General features: G+C 36.2%; 22 protein-coding genes. 19 read left to right on the forward strand and 3 right to left on the reverse strand.

The window, feature by feature from the left end; genetic code table 11:
* Positions 1 to 26: 26 nt before the first annotated feature.
* The gene (trxA, locus tag AC6UDC_RS05880) at positions 27 to 347 is read left to right on the forward strand and encodes a thioredoxin (RefSeq protein ID WP_500694399.1); all 321 of its coding nucleotides are present in this window, start codon (positions 27 to 29) and stop codon (positions 345 to 347) included.
* Positions 348 to 370: 23 nt separating this feature from the next.
* Here trxA and AC6UDC_RS05885 read toward each other — a convergent pair whose 3' ends face one another.
* The gene (locus AC6UDC_RS05885; protein WP_500694400.1) at positions 371 to 841 is read right to left on the reverse strand and encodes a YslB family protein; all 471 of its coding nucleotides are present in this window, start codon (positions 839 to 841) and stop codon (positions 371 to 373) included.
* 136 nt (positions 842 to 977) lie between these two features.
* On the opposite strand from AC6UDC_RS05885, the gene murI reads away from it, so the two are divergent.
* Both murI and AC6UDC_RS05895 read left to right on the forward strand, forming a co-directional pair.
* A complete protein-coding gene (murI, locus tag AC6UDC_RS05890; RefSeq protein ID WP_500721737.1) occupies positions 978 to 1,787 on the forward strand; it encodes a glutamate racemase in 810 nt (269 codons plus the stop codon).
* Complete coding sequence (locus tag AC6UDC_RS05895) at positions 1,787 to 2,377, forward strand: XTP/dITP diphosphatase (protein ID WP_500696095.1); 591 nt, start codon at positions 1,787 to 1,789, stop codon at positions 2,375 to 2,377. The genes murI and AC6UDC_RS05895 overlap by 1 nt, the downstream gene beginning before the upstream one ends.
* Before the next feature lie 35 nt (positions 2,378 to 2,412).
* Here the strand turns inward: AC6UDC_RS05895 and AC6UDC_RS05900 are convergent, their stop codons facing one another.
* Complete coding sequence (locus AC6UDC_RS05900; RefSeq protein ID WP_500696097.1) at positions 2,413 to 3,396, reverse strand: mechanosensitive ion channel family protein; 984 nt, start codon at positions 3,394 to 3,396, stop codon at positions 2,413 to 2,415.
* Between the two features lie 139 nt (positions 3,397 to 3,535).
* Here AC6UDC_RS05900 and AC6UDC_RS05905 point away from each other — a divergent pair, with 139 nt between their 5' ends.
* The 16 genes from AC6UDC_RS05905 (at position 3,536) to AC6UDC_RS05980 (ending at position 17,189) form a co-directional block, all read left to right on the forward strand.
* Complete coding sequence (locus tag AC6UDC_RS05905) at positions 3,536 to 3,952, forward strand: DUF948 domain-containing protein (RefSeq protein ID WP_500696098.1); 417 nt, start codon at positions 3,536 to 3,538, stop codon at positions 3,950 to 3,952.
* A gap of 14 nt (positions 3,953 to 3,966) precedes the next feature.
* On the forward strand, positions 3,967 to 4,419 hold the full coding sequence (locus AC6UDC_RS05910) for a YtxH domain-containing protein (RefSeq protein ID WP_500696099.1): 453 nt from the start codon (positions 3,967 to 3,969) through the stop codon (positions 4,417 to 4,419).
* A 136-nt stretch (positions 4,420 to 4,555) separates the two neighbouring features.
* A complete protein-coding gene (gene ccpA, locus AC6UDC_RS05915) occupies positions 4,556 to 5,557 on the forward strand; it encodes a catabolite control protein A (protein ID WP_500694406.1) in 1,002 nt (333 codons plus the stop codon).
* 76 nt (positions 5,558 to 5,633) lie between these two features.
* Positions 5,634 to 6,368 (forward strand): YebC/PmpR family DNA-binding transcriptional regulator, encoded by a 735-nt coding sequence (locus AC6UDC_RS05920; RefSeq protein WP_500707383.1) that lies wholly within the window; start codon positions 5,634 to 5,636, stop codon positions 6,366 to 6,368.
* Between the two features lie 80 nt (positions 6,369 to 6,448).
* A complete protein-coding gene (gene comGA / locus AC6UDC_RS05925; protein WP_500699837.1) occupies positions 6,449 to 7,420 on the forward strand; it encodes a competence type IV pilus ATPase ComGA in 972 nt (323 codons plus the stop codon).
* Complete coding sequence (locus AC6UDC_RS05930; RefSeq protein ID WP_500707389.1) at positions 7,401 to 8,408, forward strand: type II secretion system F family protein; 1,008 nt, start codon at positions 7,401 to 7,403, stop codon at positions 8,406 to 8,408. Before comGA ends, AC6UDC_RS05930 begins: the two co-directional genes overlap by 20 nt.
* Complete coding sequence (gene comGC, locus AC6UDC_RS05935; protein ID WP_500696102.1) at positions 8,408 to 8,704, forward strand: competence type IV pilus major pilin ComGC; 297 nt, start codon at positions 8,408 to 8,410, stop codon at positions 8,702 to 8,704. The genes AC6UDC_RS05930 and comGC overlap by 1 nt, the downstream gene beginning before the upstream one ends.
* Positions 8,688 to 9,134, forward strand: a complete 447-nt coding sequence (locus AC6UDC_RS05940; RefSeq protein WP_500699838.1) for a hypothetical protein — start codon at positions 8,688 to 8,690, stop codon at positions 9,132 to 9,134. Before comGC ends, AC6UDC_RS05940 begins: the two co-directional genes overlap by 17 nt.
* A gap of 152 nt (positions 9,135 to 9,286) precedes the next feature.
* Positions 9,287 to 9,709, forward strand: a complete 423-nt coding sequence (locus AC6UDC_RS05945; protein ID WP_500721740.1) for a competence type IV pilus minor pilin ComGF — start codon at positions 9,287 to 9,289, stop codon at positions 9,707 to 9,709.
* A 261-nt stretch (positions 9,710 to 9,970) separates the two neighbouring features.
* On the forward strand, positions 9,971 to 10,963 hold the full coding sequence (locus AC6UDC_RS05950; RefSeq protein WP_500701311.1) for a class I SAM-dependent methyltransferase: 993 nt from the start codon (positions 9,971 to 9,973) through the stop codon (positions 10,961 to 10,963).
* Positions 10,964 to 10,984: 21 nt separating this feature from the next.
* Positions 10,985 to 12,193, forward strand: a complete 1,209-nt coding sequence (locus tag AC6UDC_RS05955; RefSeq protein ID WP_500707384.1) for an acetate/propionate family kinase — start codon at positions 10,985 to 10,987, stop codon at positions 12,191 to 12,193.
* 164 nt (positions 12,194 to 12,357) lie between these two features.
* Positions 12,358 to 13,755, forward strand: a complete 1,398-nt coding sequence (locus AC6UDC_RS05960; RefSeq protein ID WP_500696105.1) for an amino acid permease — start codon at positions 12,358 to 12,360, stop codon at positions 13,753 to 13,755.
* 88 nt (positions 13,756 to 13,843) lie between these two features.
* The gene (locus AC6UDC_RS05965) at positions 13,844 to 15,232 is read left to right on the forward strand and encodes a bifunctional metallophosphatase/5'-nucleotidase (RefSeq protein WP_500721743.1); all 1,389 of its coding nucleotides are present in this window, start codon (positions 13,844 to 13,846) and stop codon (positions 15,230 to 15,232) included.
* A gap of 1 nt (position 15,233) precedes the next feature.
* Complete coding sequence (locus AC6UDC_RS05970) at positions 15,234 to 15,764, forward strand: YutD family protein (protein WP_500696897.1); 531 nt, start codon at positions 15,234 to 15,236, stop codon at positions 15,762 to 15,764.
* An 11-nt stretch (positions 15,765 to 15,775) separates the two neighbouring features.
* On the forward strand, positions 15,776 to 16,561 hold the full coding sequence (locus AC6UDC_RS05975) for a TIGR01457 family HAD-type hydrolase (RefSeq protein WP_500721746.1): 786 nt from the start codon (positions 15,776 to 15,778) through the stop codon (positions 16,559 to 16,561).
* Positions 16,542 to 17,189 carry a TIGR01906 family membrane protein gene (locus AC6UDC_RS05980; RefSeq protein ID WP_500721748.1) on the forward strand — a complete coding sequence of 216 codons (648 nt, stop codon included), beginning with the start codon at positions 16,542 to 16,544 and terminating at the stop codon, positions 17,187 to 17,189. The genes AC6UDC_RS05975 and AC6UDC_RS05980 overlap by 20 nt, the downstream gene beginning before the upstream one ends.
* Positions 17,190 to 17,229: 40 nt before the next feature.
* On the opposite strand, the gene AC6UDC_RS05985 is transcribed toward AC6UDC_RS05980, so the two are convergent.
* Positions 17,230 to 17,883: a VTT domain-containing protein gene (locus AC6UDC_RS05985; RefSeq protein ID WP_500694417.1), complete on the reverse strand. Its 654-nt coding sequence runs from the start codon at positions 17,881 to 17,883 to the stop codon at positions 17,230 to 17,232.
* Between the last annotated feature and the right edge of the window lie 397 nt (positions 17,884 to 18,280).

Here is an 18,280-nt window from a genome sequence, read left to right on the forward strand (position 1 = left end):
AGTAAGAAGTTAAGGAGGCAAATGTTATGGTTAATGAAACTAATGATGCAAACTTTAAAGAAGACACTGCCGATGGGATTTCAGTTGTTGATTTTTGGGCACCATGGTGTGGCCCATGTAAGATGCAATCACCAGTAGTTGAAGACTTGTCTGAGGATCCTGAGGTAGCAGATAAGGTTAAATTCTTTAAAATGAATGTTGATGATAATCCAAACACTTCACGTGAATTTGGGATTATGAGTATTCCAACTTTGATGGTGCTTAAGGATGGCAAGGTTATCGACCAAATTGTCGGCTTTCATTCAAAGGATCAGTTAAAGAAATTGTTGTCTGCATATACAGCATAAAAAAAGAGCCAAATGGCTCTTTTTTATTTTGCGATGATAATTGGTTTAAAATCACTAGGATTGTTGACCGGAGCATTGGGATCAGAAACAACTATAAAGTTCACACTGTTTAATTTAATGGTTGCTTCGCATTCGGTTGCGATTTGATCGATCTGCTGTTTCGTTTGTGCTAAAAAGCCAGCTTCAAGCATAAAATCGGGATCCTTGTTCAGCTTTAATCTGGTTTCGACTTCTGGTCCAGCTAATTTCCAGTTGATTTTTTTGAGACTTTCCTTTTTAAGTTCTAGATTACCAAACTGACTTTGTTTAAAGAATACTTGAAGATCATCATTTGATGCTAGTGGGAACTTAGTGGCAAGATCCTTGCCAGCCCAGTATAAGATGTCGTGAATATCTTGATCCAACAAATCTGGTAAAAGACTATCTCTTAAAAGTTCGATTCCCCAAAAGGGTGAATCAGAATGTTCTTTGCGAAACTTTTCGTATTTATTCATATCAGAGTCCTCTTCCAAAAAGATACTTTACAAATAACATTTTATCATAGAACACCGTGAAATAAAGGAGAAAGGCAACTTGAACTAAATTTAAAAAAACGCCATAATTAGATTTGAAGTTAATAGGAGGGATAATATGAAATCATCACCAGTAGCTTATATGGATTCTGGAATTGGTGGAATGACAGTTGCAAAAGTGGCACTTTCAAAATTACCACATGAAAACATGATTTATCTTGGAGACGAAGCACGACTTCCTTACGGCGAAAAAACCGCAGATGAGGTTCGCAAGTACTCAGCTGAGATCGGGAGTTTTTTTGTTGATCAAGGCGCTAAGATGATGGTGATTGCTTGTAATACTGCCACGGCAGCAGCTCTTTCGTATTTAAGAAAGATCCTTCCAATTCCCGTGATTGGAGTTATTGAACCGGGAAGCTTAGCTGCAGTTAAAAAAACTAAAAATCAAAAAATTGGTGTGATTGCAACCAAGGGCACGGTTACTAGTCACTCTTATCGAGATACCATTAAAGGCATTGATTCTAATATCACTGTGAAAGAAGTGGCGTGTCCAGATTTTATTCCACTTGTTGAGAGTGGTGATTATCAAAGTTCGACTGCTAAGAAAACGATTATTGACGGTTTGAAACCGTTTAAGGATAGTGGCATTGATACATTAGTGTTAGGTTGTACTCACTTTCCAATTATTGCGGACTTAATTGCGGATGTGATGGGTCCCGATGTTACTTTGGTTAATCCTGGGTATGAAACGGTTAATGCTGTTAAAAATGAATTAAAACAAAAGGGTGAACTAGCAAACGTGGAATCGCCTAGTGATTGTTTTTACACCACTGCCGATGTTGAAAGATTTGATAAAGTGGGTAAAAACTGGTTGCATACTGATATTGATGCTAAGTTGATTCCTGTTAAACAATTGGAGAAATACTGATGAAAAATAATCAAATTGTTCTTGCCTCAAAAAATCCTGGTAAAATCAATGAGTTTTCGGAGATGCTTTCAAAATTAGGCTTAACCGTGAAATCAATTAATGATTTTGAAGATGTTCCACCGATTGATGAGAATGGTTCAACCTTTGAAGAGAATGCAAGTATTAAAGCCAGGGTCGTCTCTGACTACTTAAATTTGCCGGTGTTAGCTGATGATTCAGGTTTGGTGGTTAATGCTTTAGGTGGAGCGCCCGGAGTTCACTCAGCGCGTTATGCTGGCGATCATAATGATGAGGCTAATAAAGCTAAATTGTTAAAGAACATGGCGGGTCAAAAGGATCGTTCCGCCCATTTTAATACAACACTGATTGTGAGAAGACCGGATGGTAAACAACTAGTGGTTGTGGGAAGAGTTAACGGTCAGATTGTAGAAACTCCAAAAGGGACAAATGGATTTGGTTATGATCCTCTCTTTTATCTTCCTGACGTTGGTAAAACTTTGGCGGAGTTAACGGACGCCCAAAAGAATCACTACAGTGCTCGTGGCAATGCTTTGCGTAAGTTAACTAGTGTAATTGAAGATTGGTGGTAAAAAAGAGCCTATCACGATTAGTGATAGGCTCTTTTTTAGTTTGTGCTTTGTGGTGGTTCTGGCACCACTAAAGGTGAAAGTGGAAGATTAATTCCGGCCTTATTAATAGCAGTCAGGTATGCTCCTAGATATTCAGCGTTAACGTCGAATTCACGTTCATTCTTAGTGTGTAAGAAAACGGAGATTGCAAGCGAGCCATCTTGTAAGAAGTTAGTCCCGAAGATGACTGGTTTACCAACAATGTCAGGGTCATTGGGACACTTTTCTTCGTTAACTTTAGCAATGATATCTTCGACCTTGTGGATTGGGGTTTCAGGAGTAATTCGAATATTGATGATGGTCATCATTTCTCCACGGGAAAGGTTGGAAACGGTGGTGATACTACGATTAGGGATGAAATTTAAAGTTCCATTGATACTTGTGATTTGAGTCGTGCGAAGCCCAACGGCTTTAACGTACCCCTCAATATTGTTAATAATAACGCGTTCCCCCACGTCGATTTGATGTTCAGCTAGGATAAAAAAGCCACTAACAATATCACTGACGAATCCTTGTGCTCCAAGTCCAATTGCTAAACTGAAGATTCCGGCTCCTGCGAGTAACGTTCCAACTGGGATTCCAATCATTGACAATAGTGAATATAACCAGAAGAAAACGACGGTGTAGTAGTAAATGTTGGTGGTAAGGGTGTACATCGTTTTATTTCGTCTGGCAGCAATGGGTTCTGACGTTCCGGTTATTTTGGGCAATTTATCCTGTTTTTGCGAGATATCATTTTGACGTTTGTTAAAATAGTGTTTAATAAATCTTCTTCCAACTCTTATTATAATTAAGAATAAAATTGAAACTAAGATAATGCTGATAATCTTGGTAGTAAGATTAGAGAATATTTTAGCCCAGTCAAAACTTCTAAAATACTTAGTTAAAAACGATGGATTTGCTACGTTTTCAACGGATCCTGATTTAAGGGCTGATGAAGCGTTAGCTCCGTTAGCCACTAATTGGATAAATATGTTCATAATGTCCTCCGCTCCTAATTTTTCGATTATCAACATTTTAACAGAGACGAGACCCAAATAAAATTAAGCTTTTTAAATTGTCATATGGGTTAGATAATGCTATTCTAAATGGAGAAGAAGCCATTAGGAGGATAATTAAATGGGGATTGGTGAGTTAGCAGCGCTAATTGCTGCAATTGCTTTTTTAGTATTAGTTGTATTTTTATGCTTGTTTTTGGTCCGTTTATCAAAAACGGTTAAAGACTTAAGTGAAAATGTTGATAGTCTTACTAATGATGCAAATCATATTAGCAAAGAGTGTGAGCAGATTATGGTGATTTCAAATACATTGTTAAATAACGTTAACTCAAAGTTGGATCAAGTTGACCCAGTTTTTCAGGCGGCTGCTGATTTAGGTGTTAGTGTTTCAGACTTAAATGAAGCAACCAGAACTGCAACTGAAAAAGTTAGATCAAAGAGTGGTTTGTTAGCCAAGACTTCGGCTTTGACTTTTGCTGGTAAAATGATTGGTAGATTATTCTCCAAACGCGACAAAAATTCTGAAGGAACAAATTAAGGGGTGGATTGGTTATGAATTTTAAAAAGGGAATGCTTTTAGGATCAGTAATCGGCGGAACTGCTGCATTTGTAGCATACAAACTATTAGATGAATCGAGAAAGCGTGAGATCAAAGACTTTCTTCTTGATACCACTGAAGATGTTAAAGATCGTGCACTAGATTACGTTTATTACGCAAATGACACTGCTGAAGACCTTAAGGATCTTGCTTCAGATAAGATGGATGATGCTAAAGACTCAGTGCAAAAAGTAAATGAATCACTGGGGGATAAGTTATCTGATTTGCAAGAGGCTGTTAATTCATTAAGGGCGAACGTTGATGAACATCCTGCTCCTAGAAATGAATTAGATGATCTTGCTAAAGAAAAAGAATCTGATGACATTGTGATTGATCCTGATGATGCCTTTAGTGATCAAGATCGAGCAGAAACAATTTATCCAATTCACGAACATCACGAAAAGTAATTTATTTACCCAAATCGGACGGTAGTCCGGTTTTTTTTGCCTCAAAATGTAACCGATTTCACTTGAATGAGTTCTTTTACTTTGATATATTTATAATAATTAATGGTCTAGTAGTACATAATAGGAGAAACCAAATTTGAAAAAACAAAATGTGACAATTTATGATGTAGCTCGTGAAGCCAATGTTTCAATGGCAACTGTCTCAAGGGTAGTAAATGGGAATCAGAATGTGAAAGATGCTACCAAACAAAAGGTTTTGAGTGTCATTGATAAACTTGACTATCGACCTAACGCAGTTGCTAGGGGACTAGCAAGCAAAAAGTCAACGACGGTTGGAGTTATTATCCCCAACGTTACCAATACCTATTTTGCTTCGCTTGCACGCGGGATTGACGATATAGCAACGATGTATAAGTACAATATTATCTTGACTAATTCGGATGGGAACAATCAGCGTGAACTCACTTCAATGAATACATTGCAAGCCAAGCAAGTTGATGGAATTGTATTTATGGGAAATGAAATTTCTGATGAACTTCGGACTGAATTTAAAAAGTCACACGCCCCAGTTGTTTTGGCAGGTTCAGTTGATGCTAGTGGTAAGATTCCTAGTGTGAACATTGATTATCGCCAAGCCGTGTATTCCGAGGTTACCCATTTGATTAGTAACGGGAACGATCGTATTGCTTTTATCTCCGGACCCTTAAACCGATCGATTAATAAAGATTTCAGGTTAAAAGGGTATAAAGACGCGCTTTCAGATGCTGGAATTCCGTTTGAGAAAGCATTATTATTTGAGACCGATGTAAGCTATTCTGGTGGATATGCTTTAAGAGAGCAACTAAAAAAGAATGAAGTAACTGCGGCAATTGTTACCGATGATGATATGGCTGCTGGGGTGATGAACTCAATGACCGATGACGGTGTCAGTGTTCCCGGGGAATTTGAACTGGCCACTAGTAATGATACTAAACTGACTGAGATGACTAGACCAACTATGTCAACTATTACTCAGCCGCTTTATGATGTTGGAGCTGTTGCCATGCGACTCTTAACCAAGTTGATGAATAATGAAGAAATTGATGAAAACAAGGTCTTTTTACCCTTTGGATTAAAGAAGCGTGAATCGACCAAATAGAACTATGCTTGATACTAAGGCCACAAATTGATATAATTGTAGAGTTAATATGTTTAAAGAGAGAGGAGTTGTGATCATGTCAGGACATTCAAAGTGGCATAACATTCAAGGACGAAAGAACGCCCAAGATGCTAAGCGTGGAAAGATTTTCCAGAAGATCTCACGTAACTTATATCAAGCTGCAAAAGCTGGTGGAAGTGATCCCGAAGGAAATCCTCAATTAAGACTAGAAATGGAAAAAGCTCGTGAAGCAAACATGCCAAAAGATAACGTTCAACGAGCAATTGACAAGGCTTCAGGAGTTGGTGGAGCTAAATTTGAAGAAGTAACATATGAAGGTTATGGACCTGGTGGGACTGCCGTTATGGTTTCTGCTTTAACCGATAATAAAAACCGAACCGCTGCTGCTATTCGTTCAGCTTTCACTCATCATGGTGGTTCTCTTGGAACTGACGGATCGGTCTCATATATGTTTGACCGAAAGGGTCTTATTACGATTTCAAAGTCAGATACTGATGACGACGAGGATAGTATGTTGATGGCAGCGTTGGATGCTGGTGCTGATGATATGAAATCAACGGATGATGAGTATCAAATTCTTACTGATCCTGCTAGCATGGCTAATGTTCGTGATGCATTACAAGATGCAGGATACAAATTGGATGCCGAAGTTAAGTTGATTCCACAGAATACGACAGAAGTTCCTTCAGATAAAGTTGAACAGTACAGTGGTCTAATTGATGAATTAGAAGATAACGATGATGTTCAAGATGTTTATGAAGCTGCTGTATTACCTAATCAAGCTAAATAATTAAATTAGTTTATAAAAGATGCAATCTTTAATTAGATTGCATCTTTTTTTCGTATTTAGTTATGAAGGATGTGATTAAAGTGAAAGTGACACAATGGTTGAACAATATTATGGAATTTGCAGTTCAACGACAAGCTTCGGATGTTTTTATTTTACCTAAGGAAAAAGACTATTGTATCAAGGTTCATACGGCCGTTCGGACGATTCAAATTACGGATTTGAGCAAAGACATGGCTAAAAAAGTCATTTCATATTGTAAATATCAAAGTGGGATGTCGGTTACGGATAATCGCAGGCCCCAATTAGGATCGATGGACTATGTAATCAAAGGTCAAAAATTACGTTTACGATTATCATCGGTGGGTAATTTCAGTCAAGATGAATCAATGGTAATTAGGATTATCTATGACAGTAATCATGTCGATAGTGGCTTTTTTTATGCTGATCAAATTCAAAAGATCGAGTCCTCTTGTAAAAAACGTGGTTTACTTTTGTTTGCTGGTCCTACTGGTTCTGGTAAGACGACCACGATTTATCGAATCGTTAGAAGCATTAGTAAAAATCAGATCGTGATGACAATTGAAGATCCAGTTGAAATTTATGAAGAAAATTTTTTACAACTTGAGGTTAATGATCGGGCCCAAATGACTTACGCTGATTTACTTAAAGTGGGATTAAGACAACGTCCTGATGTTTTTATAATTGGTGAGATTCGTGATCATCAAACGGCCGAAGTGGCAATCTCGGCGGCTCTATCGGGACATTTAGTGCTAAGCACAGTTCATGCAAGGTCTCCTGAAGGAACAATTCAAAGATTGCTAGAGCTCGGGGTTGATTATGAAAGAATCAAATCAGCTTTGAATTTAGTGGTGTATCAACGATTAATACCAACCGTTTCAAAGAAGACTAAGACTCTTATGACTATTAAAGATAAATTTGGTGATCATGCGCTATTAAAAGACGATATGAATGATTGGAAGAATCGAATTGATGAGCTTTCGAGGAAAGGAATAATTAGTGAAAAAGTTAAAGATGAATACTATTACGGGTAAATGTGTTTCCCTTAAACAACAGTCATTCTTGTTCTCAACCTTGGGAGACCTTTTATTGATGGGATTTTCTATCCAACAAAGCTTGAAGTTTATTAAAGTGGTGTCAACAAAAAATCAGAAAATAGTTACTAGGATCATGCAAAGTTTGGAGGACGGGAATTCGCTGCCAGAATCGATGAGATTCTTTTTGAGTGAATCAATTTATTACCAATTAGAAATTGCCGATAAACATGGAGATTTGATTAATGAGATGAAAGAGGTCGGGGAGTTCTTAAAGTTAAGAATTGCTCAAAATGAAAAGATTAAGGGAGTTGTAATTTATCCAGCATTTTTGTTTGTGGTCTTGTTTAGTATTATTTTTGCAGTTAGGTTTGTGATCATGCCCCAAACTGCTGATTTAACCGGTAAATCAGCTTCTAATGGAAGTCATTTTATTCAATATGTCGTTTATGGATTAATATTCATGGCGCTTGTGGCGGGAATTTTTGGTTATCAAAGTTTTAAAAATAAAAAGTGTATTGATCGAATTAATTTGTTGGTAAAGATCCCATTACTTGGTTCATTGTTTAAGTCATATTACCAATATTTTGTGACCTCCAACTTTGCGCTAATGATCAAAGGAGGATTGGACTTAAAACAAGTTGTTTTTAGTTTATTAAAATTTGATCATCAGAGTCTTCTATATGATGTTGGGAAGACCATGCAAGATGGTTTTAACAATGGACTTAGTTTTGGAGCAAGTTTAGCTCATTATTCCTTTGTTTCTGAGGAAATGATTGTGTTTCTATCAAATGGAAGTACTCAGTCTGAATTAGCCCAAAATTTAAAAGCTTTAAGTCAGCTCAGCTTTAAAGACATGATCAAAAAGTCGAATTTACTGATTAAGTTAATCCAGCCGATTTCATTTGCGGTGATCGGCATCCTAATTGTGGGTGCTTACTTGCAGATGTTACTGCCAATGTATAACTCAATGAAAGGAATTTACTAATGAAGAGAAAAGGATTCACACTAATTGAAATGACAATTGTCTTATTCATTATCTCGCTACTGGTTCTAATTATTATTCCGAACTTAAGCAATCAAAAGGATCACGCCAAAAAAATTCATGGATCGGCGATGGTGTCGGTTATTCAAACTCAAATCGATGCTTATGAAGACGAAAAGCATGACGGAAATGTAACCATTAACAAGTTAGTTAGAAGCCATTATTTAACGAGTAAGCAGGCTAAACAAGCTCAAGTGGAAAGAGTGGTCGTAGTAAAAAATCATGCTGTTCAAAGATAATCAAGTGGGTTTTACGTTAGTGGAAAGTCTCCTCGTTTTGTTTTTAACATCCCTTATTTTAGGGATCACCTTGGTTGCCGGAAACTATTTGGGATTTTTTGAGGGTAAAGAGGAACGCTTTTTTCAAACTTTAGACTCAGGGTGGAACGACGCGTTACTAGAGTCACAGAATAGTCATCATTCAACGGACGTATTGTTTTATCCAGATGATGAAGTGGTGTTTGCTAAGTGCGGCAAATCGAAACAAAAAGATAAGATAATTAGGATGCCAAAGGGATTAAGCGTTAAAAGTTATCATGATATTGAGATCAAAAGTGATGGATACGTTAAACCGCAAACAATTCGATGGTATTCGCAAAACCAAAAGAAAACGATTTTACAAAAAATTCAACTTGGATGGGGTGCATATCATCTTGAGACTATTAAATAAAATTAGACTTGGATTTACGTTGATTGACTCTTTAGTTGGTCTAATTCTGATTTGTAGTGGTGTGATCTTTTATTTAAACGTTAATGATTTTGAATATCATTGCTTAAGAAAAAGTCAGTATGAAACACATCAGGTTAGGATGAATTATGAACGTGAATTACTTAAAAAATATAAATGATCGAGCCGGCTTTTCGTTGATTGAGTCCATTTGTTCACTTTTGTTGGTCTCGTTAGCATTTAGCTTGATTATGATTACTAGTCAATTAATTCAAAAGGAAAAGTGGAGTGATAATCAGGGAACCTTTTATCGTTATCTTGATGTGATTGAGTCACCTGATTATCAGTTTAAGATGATTAAAGTCACTAAAGATGCCATTAAATTAAAGAGTAAGAAGGAAAATAAGGAATATATAATGGAACATTATCATGACATGGTTCGATTGCGTGGAGTAAATGGTGGACATATTCCAATCATATTAAACGTTAGTAAGGCATCTTGGTCATTACATCATCATATATTAACTAGTCAAATTAGAATTAATGGGGTCAATTATGAAGCCAAAAGTCACCTGTAAGAGAAGCGGGAGTTTAACGTTAGTTGCAATTTTGTTTTTAACTTTTTTGTCTGGAATAGTTGTTTATCGTTACCAAAAGATTAATTTTCAAATTCAAAATAATCATATTCGAACCGCAAAATATCAAAGACTAACGAAAGAATTGAATAATTCTAATAGATAAATGAGAAATCTTGAATAATATGCGTGAATTCTGGTAATATTAACCCTAGATATATAAGAAGAGGGGTTGATATTCTGTCTGAGAAAGAATCAATATCATTGTTTCAAGTTTTTGATCAATCCAGTAAAGTCTTGAGTCAGGCGTTAGGTACTTCGTATCTAGACGCTTTCATCGAAACCGCCGATAATATGATTGATAACAATATCGTTCGGGTCGAGGATGGTATTCCGAAATCCAACGTTGTTGATGAACTGACTAAGTTGTATCAAACGGTTGACTATAAAAAGATGGATAATGAATCGATTAGACGTGCTATTCAAATGGTTATGATCAAAGCTACTAAAGAAGATAAGATTCAGGCAAATCATCAAATAACTCCTGATACAATCGCTTACATCATGGGATACATAGTTACGCGGATTTATGAACACAAGTCTAGCGTGAGCATCCTTGATCCAGCAGTTGGAACTGGGAATTTACTTACAGCGGTCATGAATCAGCTACACGATTCACTTCATGATACTGTTAAGGGATATGGAATCGATAATGATGATTCAATGATTTCAATTGCTAGTATTAGTTCTGAAATGCAAGATTTAGATGTTGAACTAATTCAGCAGGATAGTATTGAACATCTGTTGGTTCCTAAGGTTGATTTAGTTGTCTCTGATCTCCCAGTTGGTTATTATCCAATTGATGAAAAGACAAAAAGTTATGCGACGCGGTCACAATCTGGTCATTCATATGTTCATCATTTATTGATTGAGCAGTCAATGAATTACTTAAAGCCTGCTGGATTTGGAGTGTTCCTAGTTCCAAGCAATCTTTTTGAAACGAGTGAAGCAAAGGGACTTTTGAAGTGGTTTCAAGATTCGGTTTATTTACAGGGAGTACTGAATTTACCCCAAGAGTTGTTTGGGGATAAAAGTGCTCAAAAAGCCATTTTAATTTTGCAGAATCGTGGTGGAGATAGTCACCAAGTTCAAAAAGTGATGTTAGGAGAGTTTCCTTCGTTTAAGGATACGACTGCCTTTCAAAAGTTCATGGCTGAGATTGTTGATTGGGAAGAAAACGATTTATTGAAGAAATAGTTGAAATTAAGGAGATTACTCATGGGTAAGATTATTGCAATTAATGCTGGTAGTTCGACTTTAAAGTTTAAGTTGTTTAAAATGCCAGAAGAAGAAGTTCTTGGAGAAGGTTTAATTGAAAGGATTGGCTTACCAAAATCACATGTTGAAATTAAATATGATGATGGGAAGAAATTTGAGGAAACATTAGATGTTAAGGATCATGAACAAGCAATCCAAATTTTGTTAGATCAATTACTCGATCTTGATATTATCAACGACTATAACGAAATTACCGGAGTTGGACATCGAGTCGTTGCCGGGGGAGAATATTTTGATCAATCGGTAATCATTACTCCTGAAGTTCTCAAAAAGATCGAAAGTTTGGATGAATTGGCACCCCTGCATGAGCCAGCCAACGTTCTAGGAATTAAGGCATTTGAAAAGGTGCTTCCAAATGTGACTAGCGTTGCCGTCTTTGATACATCATTTCATCAAACCATCCCCGAGAAAAATTATCTGTACAGTCTTCCTTATGAGTACTACGAAAAATATACGGCTCGTAAATATGGATTCCACGGGATTAGTTATCGCTATGTCTCTCAAAGAGCAGCTGAGTTAATGGGTAAACCCGTAGAAGATTTAAAGATGATTATCATGCATTTAGGTGCGGGGGCTTCAATTTGTGCCGTTAAGAACGGTAAGTCCTATGACACATCGATGGGATTTACCCCAGTTACTGGTTTAACCATGGCTACGCGTTCAGGTGATGTTGATCCTTCTCTTTTGGCCTACGTTATGGAAAAAGAAGGAATGACAGATATCAACGATATGATTAAAGTCTTAAACACTAAGTCTGGATTACTTGGTATTTCGGGTGTCTCTGCTGATATGCGTGAGGTTGAGGCTGCTCAAAAGACTAATCATCGTGCTAGAATTGCCCGTCAAATCTATGTTAATCGAATTGTTAGATACATTGGATCCTACCTAGCTGAACTTGGTGGTGCTGATGCAATTGTGTTCACTGCTGGAGTTGGTGAAAATAGTATTACCGTTAGACAAGAAGTTACTGATCAATTGTCATACTTCGGGATTGGCGTTGATAAAGAAAAGAACAATGTGCGTGGGGTGGTTAGAGATTTGAGTGCTGATGGCTCAAAGATTAAAACCCTTTTGGTACCAACCAACGAAGAATTGATGATTGCCCTTGATGTTCAGCGACTTGAAAAGGAAAAGAATGCAAGTAAATAACCTAAAAGAAATCTTGGTAAATCCAAGATTTCTTTTTTATGTCATTGATTTAACCTTTTTTGAAATTTTGGTAGTTTTTCTTACAAAATATCTGTATAATTTCCATAAAAAGTAGCAAACAGCTTCACGTATCCGTGTATAATGTAGGCATACGTAAAGAAAGGATGTTTTTGTTGGAAAAAAATACAAATAATGAAAACCAAATGTCACGTGGACTTAAAAGTCGTCACGTTCAATTAATGGCACTAGGCGGGACCATTGGAACCGGATTGTTTTTAGGAGCTGGTCAATCAATTCATTTGGCTGGTCCATCCATTATCATTGCATATATAATTGCTGGAGTTGCTTGCTTTTTCTTAATGAGAGCACTTGGTGAATTACTACTTTCAAATACGAATAGTGTTTCGTTCATTGAATTTATTAATAAGTACCTAGGAGAAAGAACTGGTTTTGTGGCAGGCTGGACCTACTGGTTTTGCTGGATTGCCATTGCAATGGCAGAAGTAACCGCTGCTGGTCTATACATGAAGTTTTGGTTTCCTGACCTGCCACAGTGGGTAACTGCTGCCTTCTTAATTTTGATTTTATTCTTGTTGAACTCAATCACCGTGTCTGCTTTTGGTGAAACCGAATTCTGGTTTGCATTGATTAAAGTGGTGGCCATTGTGGCGTTAATCATTATTGGAATTGTTTTGGTTTTAATGCATTACAAGACAAGTGTTGGTTATGCACAGGTGTCTAATTTGTATTCTGATGGCTTTTTTGCCCATGGTGCATCGGGATTTGTCCTTTCTTTTCAAATGGTTCTTTTTAGTTTTGCAGGAATTGAAATGATTGGGATGACTGCTTCAGAGACCCAAGATCCTCAGAGAATCATTCCTAAATGTATTAATGAAGTCCCAACTAGAATCATTATTTTTTATGTTGGTTCGTTATTGGCTCTAATGTGTATTTTTCCTTGGCAGTACATTTCAGCAAATTCGAGTCCTTTTGTCCAAGTGTTTTCAAACATTGGAGTTAAGTCAGCAGCTGCTATTATTAATTTCGTGGTCTTGACCGCTGCAGCCTCTTCTTGTAATAGTGCTATTTTTACTACCGGTAGAATGTTATTTTCTCTAACCGACAAGAGCCAAAATAAATTTGCAAAGAAGCTTGGAACGCTTTCAAAAAGGCACATTCCTGCAAATGCAATTTTGTTTTCAACGATTGTGATTGCTATTTCAGTGTTGTTAAACATTTTGATGCCAGACGGTGTTTTTGAATTAGTTTCAAGTATCGCTACCACTTGTTTCTTGTTTGTTTGGTCTTTAATTGTTATTACACACTATGAATATCGCAAGTCACTTAACCAAGAACAGACAAACAAACTTACCTTCAAGATGCCATTTTTCCCATATTCTGACTTTTTCGTTGTTGGATTTATGGTCTTCGTTGCTTTTGTTTTAATTTTCAAAATGCAAACATTGATCGCATTAATTGGATCGGTTGTTTGGCTTCTTGTTCTATATGGATTTAAAGTTTTAAATGATAAAAGAAGAGAAAACAAAGAAGTCGATGATTAAAGTCATCGACTTTTTGATTATAGTTATTGATGGATGTTAAAATAGAAATTAGCGATAGTTACAGAAAACATTTTGAGGAAGTAATTTTATGGATGATAAAGTAGCAATTCTGCATACCAATGATCTTCATTCTCATTTTGAAAATTGGCCCAAGATCAGAAGGTTTATGAAACTAAGAACAAAACAATTGGAAAAGCAGGGTTATCGAGTGTTTAAAGTTGATGACGGTGACGCCATTGACCGATCAAACGCGCTGACTGATGCTACTTCTGGTAAGGCCAACATTGAATTGATGAATTCAGTTGGTTATGATGCTGCCACAATTGGAAATAATGAAGCACTAACAATGTCACATGACGAACTGGCGCATCTTTATGATGATGCCAATTTTCCCGTTGTTTTGGATAATGTGATTGATGAAAGAACTGGTCAACTTCCAAAATGGGCGATCCCGTATCGTGATTTTAAGCTAAAAAATGATGTTCGGGTCCGTTTTATGGGCTTAACGGCACCTTATCCCACGTACCAATACATGGATTGGAATTCACTTCCAATTAAAAGTACCATTGAGCGTTGTTTGAATGATTGGAAGGGGCAATATGACGTTCTGATTTTGCTTTCTCACTTAGGGATTAGCAATGATCGAAGAATTGCGAAAGCATTTCCTGACATCAATATTATCGTTGGGGGTCACACTCATCATTTGTTAGTTAATGGTGAAATGGTTAATCAAACCATGTTAACTGCAGCTGAGAAATGGGGCCACTACGTCGGTGAAATTACTTTTGACGTTAACGCTGAAAAAAGAGTAGAGAACGTTAAGGCACGTGTATATAAAACATCTGAAATGGAAACCGATGTGCAAGATGCAGAAGAGATTGAGCGTCTTGAAGATCGCGGTGAGAGAATTTTAGCAAGTAGTAAGGTTGCTGACATTCCTCATACAATGACAACGTCACTAACTGATGATAATGAACTGGTTGACTTGGGACTAAAGGCCATTGAAGCTAAAGCTGGGACGACTGCTGCCGTTTTGAACACGGGTTTGTTTTTAGGTGATTTAAAAAAGGGAATTGTTGACAAAAACGAACTCCATAAATTATTACCACATTCAATTCACGTTATGAAAAGTCAATTTTATGGTTATAACTTGTGGGAAATGATTATGGAAATGGAAAAGAACAAGGACTTTTTAGTTCGTTTTGAGCAAAAAGGAATGGGTTTTCGGGGAAAATATTTTGGAAGGCTCATTTATGATGGGATTCGATACGACACTAATAAAAAGCAGTTATTCTATCATAATCAACTAGTAGAACCCGATAAAAAATACACGATTGCTTTGATTGATCATTATAGTTTTATTCCGTTTTTCCCGGCGATTAGCATTGTGGGTAAAAATAACATTTTTTATGGTGAAACTTTGCGGGATGTTTTTGGTGATTATCTAGCAAAGAAGTTTCCGATCGAGGGGAAGTAAAATGGATCACAACGAAATTGAGAGTTTGATTGAAACAAGGAATGATGAGAGAGATTCCTTGGCTACTATTAAGCAGGTTGATGAAACAACTTTAAGCATTAATGGCCACGTGTACGTTCTTGAAGCTAATATTAGAAATGCTTTTGATTTAGGTGAATTTGCCAATAAATTTAATCCCATTTTGACACGTTTTGATTACATTGTTGGTGACTGGGGATATAATCAGTTACGGCTAAAAGGTTTTTATGCTGACTTTAGAAATGTTAGTAAAGGTTTACGTCATGCGGCAATTCCAGATTATATTATTGAGGATGCCAATTTTGGTTCTAATTACTTTGTCTTACACAATTTGGAAGCCGAAAAGGAAAAGAATCAAAGCCATAAAACTAGTAGAAAAAGACAACGTGCTGGTGGAAAAAATAGAAAAGCAGGAACTGCAAGCAAGCATAATGCTAATCAGACGTCAAATAATAATTTTAAATCAAAACATTTTAGAGATGGCAAGCGTGGCTTTACCATTAGACAGAAATAGGTGAAATCTTGATGAAGAGTTACAAGGGATATTTAATTGATTTGGATGGAACCGTTTATCAAGGAAAAAAGCGAATCCCAGCGGCTAAGCGTTTTATTGAGAGACTCCAGAAAAATTACATTCCTTTTTTATTTGTTACGAATAATTCAACCAAGACTCCAAGTGAGGTGGTCCATAATTTGGCACTTAATCACGATATTCATGTTACAAATGACAACGTTTATACTTCTGGGATGGCTACAGCTGCTTTTGTTAGTGAGGATGCGAAGTCGCATGATGATAAAGCCAGAACGGCATACGTTATTGGAGAAAATGGATTAAAGGAATCCATGGAGAAAATGGGTTTCAATATTTTTACAGATAATCCAGAGTATGTAGTGGTTGGTCTTGATCGTGACTTGACGTATGAAAAATTAGCACGAGCAGTGCTGGGGATTGCCCACGGAGCTAAATTTGTTGGAACTAATCCAGATGCGAGAATTCCAAGCGAATATGGGATGCTGCCAAGTGCTGGTTCAATTATCGACTCAGTTCGGTATGCTTCAGGGGTTGAGCCGGTAATGATTGGCAAACCCAAGACCTTAATTGTTAGAAAAGCTTTAGATCAATTGAATTTAAGCCAAGCAGACGTAATCATGGTAGGCGATAATTATGACACTGATATTATGGCCGGCATTAACGATGGAGTAGATACTTTGCTGACTTATACTGGTGTGTCTACCAGAGAACAGGTAAAAAAGAAAGAAGTTCAACCTACTTATGAGGTAAATAGCTTAGATGAATGGAATACTTTATAGTTTGAAAGATTTAGTAGTATTTGTTTTAATACTACTTTTTTTAATAACATTTGCTGTTTTTTTTGTTATCAATGCTAGTTGGCTTTATTATGTTGCATTTTCCGTGTTGAATTTAACTAATCAATTTCATGTTTCAAGTGGATTATTAATGAGTAATTTTTATAAAATGATTGGTTTCATTCAGAATCCATTTGCGCCTAAATTAAGCTTGGACCAGTTTCCAATTTCGGCAAATGGAATGGTACATTTTAACAATGTAAGAGCGTTGGTATTAACTAATAATTTGGTATTGTTAATTGTATCCATGGTTTTACTTGTCATTATGATTCGTTTCCTTTACTTTAAGAAGTTATGGAAGTTTCAGTTGCTTTCAGAGATGACGATTTTATTTATAATTTTTTTTGGAGTCTTTTGTGTTTTGGATTTTCAAGATGTTTTTATTTATTTCCATGATGTTCTTTTTAGAAATCGGGATTGGGTTTTTACGTCAAAGAAAGATCCAATCATTAACGTATTGCCGAATCAGTATTTTTTAATGTGCTTTTTGTTGTTTTTTTTAATTATTCTTTTGGGATTATCTTTGATAATTTGGATTGGTAAAAGACAACTAAAAAAAGAGTCTGTCTAGAAGATTAAGATCTAATAGACAGGCTCTTTTTGTTTGAAACCTACTTCGATGTAGAAATCTTGCTTTTTAGATATCCAATTAAAGCTGGAATTAGTGAAATTACGATAATCAAAATGATTACTAGTGAAAAGTGTTCCTGAACGAACGGAATATTTCCGAAGAAATACCCAGCTCCACAACAAATCAGTACCCAACTGATACAAGCAATGAGGTTGTATTTAAGGAATTTTTTATAGCTGAAATCTGTGCCAGCGGCTACAAATGGGGCAAAGGTTCTGATAATTGGCATGAATCTAGCCAAAAAGATGGCAATTGCACCGTATTTATCGAAGAATTCACGTGCACGAGTTAGATCTTCTTCCTTGATAAATTTACCAAAAAAGTGGTGTTCAGTTAGTGCGTTTCCAACTTTTCTTCCAATAAAGAAGTTAAGGGAGTCTCCACCGGCAGATGCTAAGAAGAAGATAATGATGAATATCCAGATACTAAGATGATAATTGGAGTTAGCAGATAGGGCAGCGGCTGCAAATAAAAGTGAATCTCCAGGAAGGAAAGGTAAAATGACCGCTCCAGTTTCAATAAATATGATTGCAAATAAGATTAAGTATGTCCAATCGCCAAACATGTTTACGATCGTGATTAAGTGATGATCAATGTGTAATATAAAGTCAATTAAAAATTTAAAAAAATCCATGTTTTTCCTCTTTTTATATAAGTCATTAACTATTTAAGTGTATCAATAAAATGAGGATTTTTGAATTTAATTTTTTCTTATTTAAATTAATTTGGGTTTATTTAAAAAAAGTATTGACGTTAACTGTGATAGATAGTATAGTATTAGTTGTCGTCAAGTGCGGCATATCAATTTGGTTAAAATTAGTCAAACTTTTCTATTGACAATAAATTAACCACATGGTATATTATTATATGCGGCGTTGAGGTACAATAAGACGACGTTGCGTCAGAGTAGATCTTTGAAAACTGAACAAGATTTTGATTACAAGTGTAAGGTAATTTTAAGTTGTAGAACTTAAAATTAAACATTTGCGAAGTCAATTCGCTTTTTAATTCTTTTGAAAAAGAATAACAAC

It is taken from the genome of Fructilactobacillus sp. X7R7C1, from assembly GCF_059901065.1.

Coding starts and splice junctions, on each gene's coding strand:
- trxA (WP_500694399.1), top strand. CDS start 27: ATGGTTAATGAAACTAATGATGCAAACTTTAAAGAAGACACTGCCGAT.
- AC6UDC_RS05885 (WP_500694400.1), bottom strand. CDS start 841: ATGAATAAATACGAAAAGTTTCGCAAAGAACATTCTGATTCACCCTTT.
- murI (WP_500721737.1), top strand. CDS start 978: ATGAAATCATCACCAGTAGCTTATATGGATTCTGGAATTGGTGGAATG.
- AC6UDC_RS05895 (WP_500696095.1), top strand. CDS start 1,787: ATGAAAAATAATCAAATTGTTCTTGCCTCAAAAAATCCTGGTAAAATC.
- AC6UDC_RS05900 (WP_500696097.1), bottom strand. CDS start 3,396: ATGAACATATTTATCCAATTAGTGGCTAACGGAGCTAACGCTTCATCA.
- AC6UDC_RS05905 (WP_500696098.1), top strand. CDS start 3,536: ATGGGGATTGGTGAGTTAGCAGCGCTAATTGCTGCAATTGCTTTTTTA.
- AC6UDC_RS05910 (WP_500696099.1), top strand. CDS start 3,967: ATGAATTTTAAAAAGGGAATGCTTTTAGGATCAGTAATCGGCGGAACT.
- AC6UDC_RS05920 (WP_500707383.1), top strand. CDS start 5,634: ATGTCAGGACATTCAAAGTGGCATAACATTCAAGGACGAAAGAACGCC.
- AC6UDC_RS05930 (WP_500707389.1), top strand. CDS start 7,401: ATGAATACTATTACGGGTAAATGTGTTTCCCTTAAACAACAGTCATTC.
- comGC (WP_500696102.1), top strand. CDS start 8,408: ATGAAGAGAAAAGGATTCACACTAATTGAAATGACAATTGTCTTATTC.
- AC6UDC_RS05940 (WP_500699838.1), top strand. CDS start 8,688: ATGCTGTTCAAAGATAATCAAGTGGGTTTTACGTTAGTGGAAAGTCTC.
- AC6UDC_RS05955 (WP_500707384.1), top strand. CDS start 10,985: ATGGGTAAGATTATTGCAATTAATGCTGGTAGTTCGACTTTAAAGTTT.
- AC6UDC_RS05960 (WP_500696105.1), top strand. CDS start 12,358: ATGTTTTTGTTGGAAAAAAATACAAATAATGAAAACCAAATGTCACGT.
- AC6UDC_RS05965 (WP_500721743.1), top strand. CDS start 13,844: ATGGATGATAAAGTAGCAATTCTGCATACCAATGATCTTCATTCTCAT.
- AC6UDC_RS05970 (WP_500696897.1), top strand. CDS start 15,234: ATGGATCACAACGAAATTGAGAGTTTGATTGAAACAAGGAATGATGAG.
- AC6UDC_RS05975 (WP_500721746.1), top strand. CDS start 15,776: ATGAAGAGTTACAAGGGATATTTAATTGATTTGGATGGAACCGTTTAT.
- AC6UDC_RS05980 (WP_500721748.1), top strand. CDS start 16,542: ATGAATGGAATACTTTATAGTTTGAAAGATTTAGTAGTATTTGTTTTA.
- AC6UDC_RS05985 (WP_500694417.1), bottom strand. CDS start 17,883: ATGGATTTTTTTAAATTTTTAATTGACTTTATATTACACATTGATCAT.